Source organism: Bradyrhizobium sp. Kon10 (genome assembly GCF_055807395.1).
In genome coordinates this window covers 1-1,390 of sequence record NZ_JBVVOZ010000095.1, presented here as the reverse complement: position 1 = coordinate 1,390, position 1,390 = coordinate 1, and the positions used below count along the sequence as shown (strand labels likewise).

Here is a 1,390-nt window from a genome sequence, read left to right as displayed (position 1 = left end):
CGTAGCAACCATTAGGTTGGCGTCCGATTTCCGCGAGCATGACGCCGCGCTTGCGGCCGTCAAGGCGTGGCCTGGCAGCAGCGGATGTGAGGAGAGATTTGAGCGACGGCCAGCCTTGACGACCGCGGCGCGCGGCGTCGTTGTGGCGGCAGGTCGGGACGAAGAAACGGTCGCCTGATCGAACAAAGAAACGCGGTCAGACGGCGGGCAGCTTGGCGAGTTGAGGCGCCTCGGCGACCCAGGGAGTTCCGCGGGCGACGACGGCGTTGATCGTGACCAGCAATTTCCTGGCGCAGGCGATGAGCGCGCATTTGTGGCATTTGCCGGCGGCGATCAGACGGCTGTACAAAGCCTTGAGCTGCGGATTCCAGCGGAAGGATGCCGCAAGAGCCGCGTTGTAGAGCGCCCGGCGCAGGCGTTCGCGGCCACCTTCGATGTGACGGGCACCGGCGCGATTGCCGCTGTCGTCGTCGTAAGGTGCCAGCCCGCCGAGAGCTGCGGCAGGCCCGCGCGTGATGTTGCCAATCTCAGGCATCCGGATCAGGACGGCAATCGCGGTCGGCAGGCCGCAGCCGCCGACGCTGTGGATCAGATCGAGCCGTGCGGCAAGATCAGGGTGCTTGCGGATCGCCGCCAGCAGCGCCTTGAGCTCGGCTCGTTTGGACTTGGCCAGGAGCGCGATCTGCGCCTTCCAAACCCCTTGAATCCGCTTGTCGCGGCAACTCTCGAGCCGGTTCTTGAGCCTTGCGATGTCTTCCGTGATCTGGTCGATCATCGTCAGATGCTCGGCAAAGGGCTGCAGCCGCGGATCCGGAGCGGGATGGATGGTCTTGATCGCAGCAGTGCACATCGCGATCAGCGCCGCGTCGATCTTGTCGTTCTTGGCCAGCAGCTGATGGAACGTGGCAAAAGCACGGACCTGCTTCGGCTGAAACAAGACGACGACGAACCGCTTGCGCCGCAGCTCGGCGACGACCGCCTGCTCGTAGCCTCCACTGGCCTCGATCCCAACCCTCTTGACCTTGATGCGCTTCAGCCACTCTACCAAAGCCTGGTGGCCTTCCATCGTGTTGTCGACCCGCAACTGTTCCGAGCTGCCGTCGACCGCCACGTCGAGCTTATGTTTGCCGGTATCGATCCCGGCACAGATCATGATACGCTTGGCCATCTTCCTCGACCCTCCCTTGTTATGCGAACCTGAAGTTCGTTCAACCATGCGGGTCCCGATGAAGTGCCGACCGCGATCTTGCTACGAAACGCAGCCCTCAAGGCTTCGGTGGGCATCGATCCGATCGATCGGCGGCCCAGCTCGGGCGGCCGCCCGGGCTGGGCCATTCCTCACGGAACGAGGCCATTATAATCCGGCGCGCTAATACAAGGGTGGGCAAAG

The 1,390-nt window shown here is 63.5% G+C and carries 1 protein-coding gene; it reads right to left on the bottom strand.

Going from position 1 to position 1,390, the window contains the following annotated elements:
* Positions 1–196: 196 nt before the first annotated feature.
* Complete coding sequence (locus AC0L2O_RS36170; RefSeq protein WP_473373116.1) at positions 197–1,168, bottom strand: IS110 family RNA-guided transposase; 972 nt, start codon at positions 1,166–1,168, stop codon at positions 197–199.
* Positions 1,169–1,390: the final 222 nt, after the last annotated feature.